The sequence below is a fragment of the Candidatus Bipolaricaulota bacterium genome (assembly GCA_021159055.1).
Lineage (GTDB): Bacteria > Bipolaricaulota > Bipolaricaulia > UBA7950 > UBA9294 > S016-54.
Window position 1 is genome coordinate 21,996 of sequence record JAGGSO010000157.1, and the last position, 7,125, is coordinate 29,120.

The following is a 7,125-nucleotide window of genomic DNA, read 5'->3' on the forward strand; positions in this document are numbered from 1 at the left end:
GACATCCGCTACTTTCTCGCAATGACCTCGTCCGCCGGGAGCGTGTTGAGGACATCTTTTGCCTCCGCCCAGCCGCGGCGGGCGGTGATCACCCCGAAGCGGAGGAAGTCAAAGTGGGACGGATCGTGGGCATCGGTGTCGATCGCAATGCGGGCTCCGAATTCGAGCGCCCGGCGGACGAGGGTTCCATTGAGGTCGAGGCGGATCGGATTGGCGTTTATCTCGAGAGCGGTTCCGGCCTGGGCGGCATGGCGGAAGACCTCATCCCAATCGGCATCGTACGCCGGGTGCTCTCCGATCTTGCGGCCGGTGGGATGAGCGAGGATGGAGACGTGCTCGTTCTCCACCGCGCGGATCAACCGGGCGGTCATCGCGTCTCGATCAAGGTGAAAGTGGGAGTGGACGGCAGCGATCACGATGTCGAGCTCGCGCAGGACCTCGTTCGGAAGGTCGAGTGAGCCATCGGGAAGGATGTTCGCCTCGATCCCGGTGAGGATCCGAAACCCGTCGAGCTCTCCGTTCAGCCGAGCGATCTCCTCGATCTGCCGGCGGATCTCGTCCGGAGTGAGTCCGGGGATCATCTGGGAGAACTTGGCGTGGTCGGTGACCGCGATGTAGGAAAGTCCGCGCTTTCTCGCCTCCGCGACCATCACTGCGAGCGGAGCCCTGCCGTCGGACCAGTCGGTGTGGACATGCAGATCACCGCGGATATCGGATTGTTCCACGAGCTTGGGTAGGTTGCCCGCTTCCGCGGCAGCGATCTCGCCCTGATCCTCGCGCAGCTCCGGGGGAATGAACGAAAGGCCGAGCCGCGCGTAGATCTCGGCCTCGGTCTTCCTGGCCAGGACCTTTCCCCCTTCGTCGAACAGTCCGTATTCATTCAGCTTCCACCCGCGGGCAACGGCTCGAGCGCGCAACGCGATATCATGCGCCTTGGATCCGGTGAAGTACTGGAGCGCCGCTCCGAACGATTCCTCCGGGACGATCCGCAGGTCGACCTGCAGCCCGCTCGACAATCGCACCGACGACTTCTTCGGCCCGTGGGCGATGACTTCCTCGACGTCGGGAAGCCCGACGAACGCCGCCGCAGCCGCATTTGGATCGGACGCGGTCCCGAGGATGTCAAGATCGCCGATCGTCTCCATCCCCCGCCGCAGCGATCCAGCGACCTCCAGCCGCGTGAACAGGCCGGTCTTCCGCAGACGCCGCCGCAGCTCGTCCGCAATCGGGTAGGCGTGCCCAAGGGGCATCCGCGCCTCGGTGCGCCGTGCCTCAGCCAGACCGCGCAGGATTTTTTCCTCGGTCTTTTTCCCCAGTCCCTTGATCTCCCGGATCTTCCCGGCGCGTGCCGCTCGCTCGAGGTCATCCAAGTTGCGCACTCCTAACGCCTCGTACAGGAGCTTCGCCGTCTTCGGGCCGACCCCGTCTACCCGGGTGAGGGAGTACAGATCGATCGGAAGCTTCTTCTTCAGCTCCTCGTGATATGCCAGCTTGCCTGTCTTCACGATCTCCTCGATCTTGTCCGCGATCGCCTTTCCCACTCCGGGTAGCTCACTCAGCTTCCCTGCGGCGACGAGATCCTCGATCGGGGTGGAGCAGGACTCCACCGCCTGCGCCGCCCTGCGGTAGGCGCGCGGCTTGAAGGGAACTCCTTCCAGCTCGAGGAGATCCGCGATCTCGTAGAGGATGCGTGCGACGAGCTTGTTTTTCATCCTGGGACAATCATCCTCAGTTCATCATGTCAGTGCAAGCCCATATAATCGCCACCCATCGGGGAAGTCATCATCGCCAGAGACAAGCTCCGCCGCGACAGCAGAATCAGAGACCGAACAAGCGATAGGCGTTCGCAGTAGTCGCCGCCGCGACTTGCTCGCGCGGGATCCCCTTGATCCGCGCGAGTGCTTCGACCACGTACTCCACGTACACGGGCTCGTTTCGCTTGCCGCGATGGGGAACCGGGGTGAGGTAGGGACAGTCCGTCTCCACGAGGATCCGGTCGAGCGGGATACCCTTGACCGCTTCCCGCAGCACTTCGTTCTTGGGGAAGGTGAGCGGTCCGCCGATCCCGAGGTAGAGGCCGAGTTCCATGAACTTCTGCGCCAGTGCAAGATCACCGAGGAAGGAGTGGATCACGCCGCGCCGCGGCCGATGCTTGCGCAGGATCCCGAGCATATCCGTGGACGATTCACGGTTGTGCACGATCACCGGAAGTTCGAGCTCGTTCGCAAGCTCGATCTGTTCGCTGAACACCTTACGCTGCGTTGCGCGCGGGGAGAGGTCGCGGTAGTAATCGAGCCCGATCTCCCCGATCGCAACGACCTTCTCCGCCGCGGCAAGGGCACGCAGCCGCTCTGCCACCGCGGTGGAGAATGACTTCGCCTCATGCGGATGGATCCCCACTCCGGCCCAGATGCTCCGGTGGCGCGCCGCCAGCCGGACTGCGGCCTCGCTTGACGGAACATCCACCCCGACCGTGATCACCCCGATCCGGGCGGCATGGGCGCGGGCGATCACCGCGGCGCGGTCATGGTCATAGTCAGACGAATCGAGGTGGGCGTGGGTATCGATCAGCTCTAACTCAGGCATCCTCCAACTCCTTGAACGCGTACGGGAGGGACTGGATCAGGTCGCGGGGGATGACCGACCGCTCCGCCCGATCGCGGGATAAAAGCTCGGCGGCACGGCCGTGCACGTACGCTCCTACGACGGCGGCGTCCGCAGGGGACACCCCTCCGGCGATGAGCCCGGCGATAAGCCCGGTGAGGACATCCCCGCTCCCTCCAGTGGCGAGTCCGGTGTTCCCGGTCGGATTGAGGAAGACCTCACCCTCCGGCGTCCCGATCGCGGTCGGTCGTCCCTTGAGAAGGAGAGTGACTCCATGGTCCTTTGCGAAGGAACGCGCGATCTTGATCCGCTCGGTGTCGACCTCTTCCGCTCTCCGTCCGACCAGCCGTGCCATCTCCCCTGGATGTGGAGTGAGGACAGCGCGTCCGGCGACCGGGGCGAGCGCATCGAGCCGCGCGGTAAGAGGATAAAGCCCATCGGCATCGAGCACGAGCGGCGCTTCGATCTCCTCCAACAAGCTGCGGACCAGCGTCCCCGTCTCCGGGGCGCGCCCCAGCCCGGGTCCGATCGCCACAACGTCAACGCGGGAACTTGCCTCTATAAGCGGGCGCAGTGCGGAAGGAGCGAGGTGTCCGTCGGAATCCGGGAGCGGAATCGTGAGCACCTCGGGTACAGCGGTCCCGACGATCGGAAGGATCGAGCGCGGGCAGGCGACGGTGACGAGTCCCGCTCCGGCGCGGAGAGCCCCGAGGGCGGACATGATCGCCGCACCGCTCATCCCAAGCGATCCGGCGACGATGAGGACACGCCCGAACGTCCCTTTGTGCCCGGCTGGTGAACGACCCGGAAGATGGTCGCGCACCCAGCTTTCGTCCGTCACTTGAGCGATCGGGACGACTCCCTTCCACAGCATTCCCGGATACCCGACCGGGATGAGCTCGATCCTCCCGCAGTACTCCCGCGCGGGATAGAGGAGGTGAGCGGGCTTGTACGCGGCCATGCACGCGGTCAGCTCAGCTCTGACTGCCGGCCCAATCGGAATTCCGGAGTCCGAGGGGAGCCCGCTCGGGAGGTCGACCGCGACTCGGAGCCCAGGTGCCCGATTGATCGCCTCTATCACAGCGGCATACCGTCCCGTGACCGGCCGATCGACCCCGATCCCGAACAACCCGTCGATCACCACATCCGCCGCCGCGGCAGCACGCATCAGGGGAGTCAGGTCGTCAGCGAGGGGACGGACAGCCCGGGGATCGAGGGCGGAGAGGGCGCGAGCGTTAGTACGGGTGGGATCGATCATGTCTTCGATCGGAGCAGTGGTGAACGCCCGTACCCGGAACCCGGCGCGAACGAGGATCCGGGCAGCGACGAGGGCGTCACCGCCGTTTCCCCCTTTGCCGCAGATGGCGACAACGCGCTTCCCCGGGGCGTAGCGTGCGACGATGCGGGCGACTCCACTCCCCGCGTTCTCCATCAGGGCTTCCGCCGGGATCCCGGCCGCCACCGCCGCCCGATCGAGGGTTTTTATCTGCGCTGCTTTCAAGACTTTATTCATTCTAACAACAATGTTAACAAGGAGTGCTTGATCAATCACCCTAAAAGACAAACGGGGGACCGATCGGTCCCCCGCTCATCAGGGAAAATCTAGAACCTGTCTTTTTTACTCACTGGCCGGAGCCGGCTGCTGCTCCTGCTCTCCACCACCAAACAGGCTGGAGAGCGAGAACTCAGCGGAAAGAACGAGCGTATTGCCCAGATCCTCGTTCAGCAGATAAGCCGCGTCCACGTTCAGCCCGGCTACGTTCAGCCCGGCTCCCACAGTGAACGAATACTCGCTGAAGTTGTCGGCAAGAAGCACTCCACCCCGCAGCGCCAGCTCGGGGATCAGCTTGTACTCAAGCCCGACATGGGCATCGCCCATCTCCATCCCGACGAAATCCAAGTCGCCAGCGAGGATCAACGAGCCGTCCAACAGCTTAACCGCTGTCCCGACCTTGTACACCCCGGTGACTGCATCGTTCGCACCGGTGCTCCACGCAATCTGGGTGTTCCCCAGGTCGAACGCGCTCACCCCGATGGTGAACATGTCACCCAGGTTGAAAAGCAGCCCAAGGTCGAACCCAAAGCCGCTCGCACTGTCACCAAGACCGGAGTCGGCCATGTAGTACTTTACGTTCGCACCAACAAGGCCGATCCCCTCGATGTCCACGGAGACCGTCCCCAGGAACAGCGACTCGCTCCACGTGAACTCATTTCCGGCGTTGCCGCTCTCATCCACCTGCGTCCCCGGCACCGCGGCCCGCTCGTAGCTCAGGCCAATCCCAAAGCCGGAAAACTCAGTGATCGCATTCACAAACTGATGCGTGTACCCCAGGCCAAACAGGTCGGTCGACATCCCACCAATGCGGGTGTCCTTCACCTGCGCCAGCCCGGCCGGGTTCCAGCATGCTGCCGTCGAATCGTCCGCGACGGCGACAAACGCGCCTCCCATGGCCAGCGCCCGCGCTCCAATCCCGCTCTTGAACGCGCTGAACGCTCCAACGCCGTCCGCAAACGCGAGGGCGGAGATGACCACGATGAGCGCTAGACTTAAGACTATCACTTTTTTCATCGTCGTTTATACCCCCTTATAAGGTATCTCATCGATCGGGAACCCTCCGGGGGCACAGCCCCCGGAGGTCCCTCTCTCACTTGTCTACCGCTTGATGAACACTGTCCCCTTGCCAGAGAACGTGTTCGTCCCGTCGCTCGCTTGCACCACGTAGATGTACGCACCGTTAGCCAGTGCGGCACCAGTGGAGTCCGTCCCGTCCCACTCGACCGAGGTGACGTTCGCCAGCTCCTCGCTCCACACGAGGTGCCCAGCAAGGTCGTACACGCTCACCGAGAACTGGGTCGCAATCCCGGTCCCGTGGTACGCGAAGCTCACGCTGTCGCTGAACGGGTTCGGCGCGGCATAGAAGTCAGTCACGCTCAGCGCCGAAGCAACGATCGTGATCTCATCCGAACTGGTGTCAGTCGGATCGGTCGGATCGGTGTAGGTCGCGGTGATCGTATCGCCAGCGGCCGCACCAATGTCGCTCAGGCTGATCGCGTCGGTGATGAACGTGTCGCTGGACGCACCCGCAAGCGGAGCAAGATCAAACGTGGTTCCGTTGATCTCAACCGCGTCGAGCAGGCTCGTCGCACCAGCGTGCGAAGGATCGATCACCTTCACGTACACACTGTCGGCATCGGTGTAGCTCGTGACCTCGTTGCCGTCAGCATCGACGAACATCGTCGTCGAAGCCTGGCTCGGAGGAGTACCGCCACCGCCCATCCCGACCTTGATCGTGATCCACGCCGAGTCGCTGTGGTTGGACGGATCCTGGTACACCGCAACGATCGTGTCACCAGGCTTCACCCCAAGCGTCGGTACGCAGCTGTACTGGCTCGTCAGGTCGATGCAGGTCACCGACACGAAGTCGCCGGTGGCAACCCCGGTCTCGAGCAGGTCGACCGCCGCCCAGCGCCCGTTGCGCGGGTTGAGGACGTACAGCTTCGGCGAGCTATCGCCGTCCACCGGCTCGTCGTTGAAGATGTTGGTGTCACCGAGCAGCGCGTTCACCGAGTGGGTTTGGGTACGCGCGTAATCACAACCCCATTCATTGAACGGCAGAGGTCCGAACGGAGCGTTCTGCCCGCCGTCCCAGTAGCCGTCGACCCGCTCGCGGCGGTACTGGTCCTCGTCCTGGTCAGGATCGACAACCTCGACGAATACACAGTCGGAGTTGACGTACCCGCTCACGCGGTTCCCCTGCCGGTCGAGGAAGTACATGTTCGCCTGCGAACCGTCGTACACCTGCGTGTCCGCTATCTCCATCTGCGCGAAGGAGATGTCGTTGGCCACGCGGGTATCCTCAATCGTCGGCGGGAACGCAGTACCAGTGTTCACGTCGCCCAGCCCGGTTAACGAGTCAGTAGTGTAGGTCACGTCGTTGTACCGCGCGTACACCGAGTCCTCGTTGAATACCTCGAGCTTCCAGTTGTCGAGCTGGAGCTGATAGCCGCCAGTCGAATTAGCAAGCCCAATCCCAAGCGCATCCCACACCGGGAGAAGCTGCATGCCGGCGTTGGTGAAGAACACCGGGGAGTTGGAGCTCGTCTCGTCGGCGATCACCCATTCGGAATCGTCTTCCTCGTGCACGTCGCAGATGTGTACCACTACCTGCTCCGGGCAGCACGGATCAACGTTCGCGTTACTGTCGATTACCTGGACGTACACCGGGTCGCGCCCGATCCAGTACTCGGACTTCTCCGCCCGCGTCGCATCGGTGAAGCTGGTGATGCTGATGTGATCCTTGGACTCGATGTAGGCCGTGGCAATGTGGAAGTCGTCCTCGTCGTTAGGATCGAGATAGTAGGCGACGAGCACGTCACCCACGTTCAGGGAGTTGAACCCAAGGTCGGTGCGCAGGTCGTTCAGGTTGAGCTGGAATACACCCGTCGACGGCCCGGTCTCCTGCACGATAAAGGAGACCGTGATCAAGCCATCAACTTGTCTCGTGCTGGTCACGGCCCTAC

The 7,125-nt window shown here is 63.2% G+C and carries 5 protein-coding genes; all 5 read right to left on the reverse strand.

What is annotated here, in order from left to right; all coding sequences use genetic code 11:
- Nucleotides 1–8 precede the first annotated feature (8 nt).
- Complete coding sequence (gene polX / locus J7J55_08180) at nucleotides 9–1,712, reverse strand: DNA polymerase/3'-5' exonuclease PolX (GenBank protein MCD6142671.1); 1,704 nt, start codon at nucleotides 1,710–1,712, stop codon at nucleotides 9–11.
- 106 nt (nucleotides 1,713–1,818) lie between these two features.
- Nucleotides 1,819–2,586: a TatD family hydrolase gene (locus tag J7J55_08185; protein MCD6142672.1), complete on the reverse strand. Its 768-nt coding sequence runs from the start codon at nucleotides 2,584–2,586 to the stop codon at nucleotides 1,819–1,821.
- Nucleotides 2,579–4,117, reverse strand: a complete 1,539-nt coding sequence (locus tag J7J55_08190; protein ID MCD6142673.1) for an NAD(P)H-hydrate dehydratase — start codon at nucleotides 4,115–4,117, stop codon at nucleotides 2,579–2,581. Before J7J55_08190 ends, J7J55_08185 begins: the two co-directional genes overlap by 8 nt.
- Before the next feature lie 105 nt (nucleotides 4,118–4,222).
- On the reverse strand, nucleotides 4,223–5,173 hold the full coding sequence (locus J7J55_08195) for a hypothetical protein (protein ID MCD6142674.1): 951 nt from the start codon (nucleotides 5,171–5,173) through the stop codon (nucleotides 4,223–4,225).
- Nucleotides 5,174–5,257: 84 nt separating this feature from the next.
- The coding region (locus J7J55_08200; GenBank protein MCD6142675.1) for a gliding motility-associated C-terminal domain-containing protein at nucleotides 5,258–7,125 on the reverse strand (1,868 nt) is incomplete at its 5' end.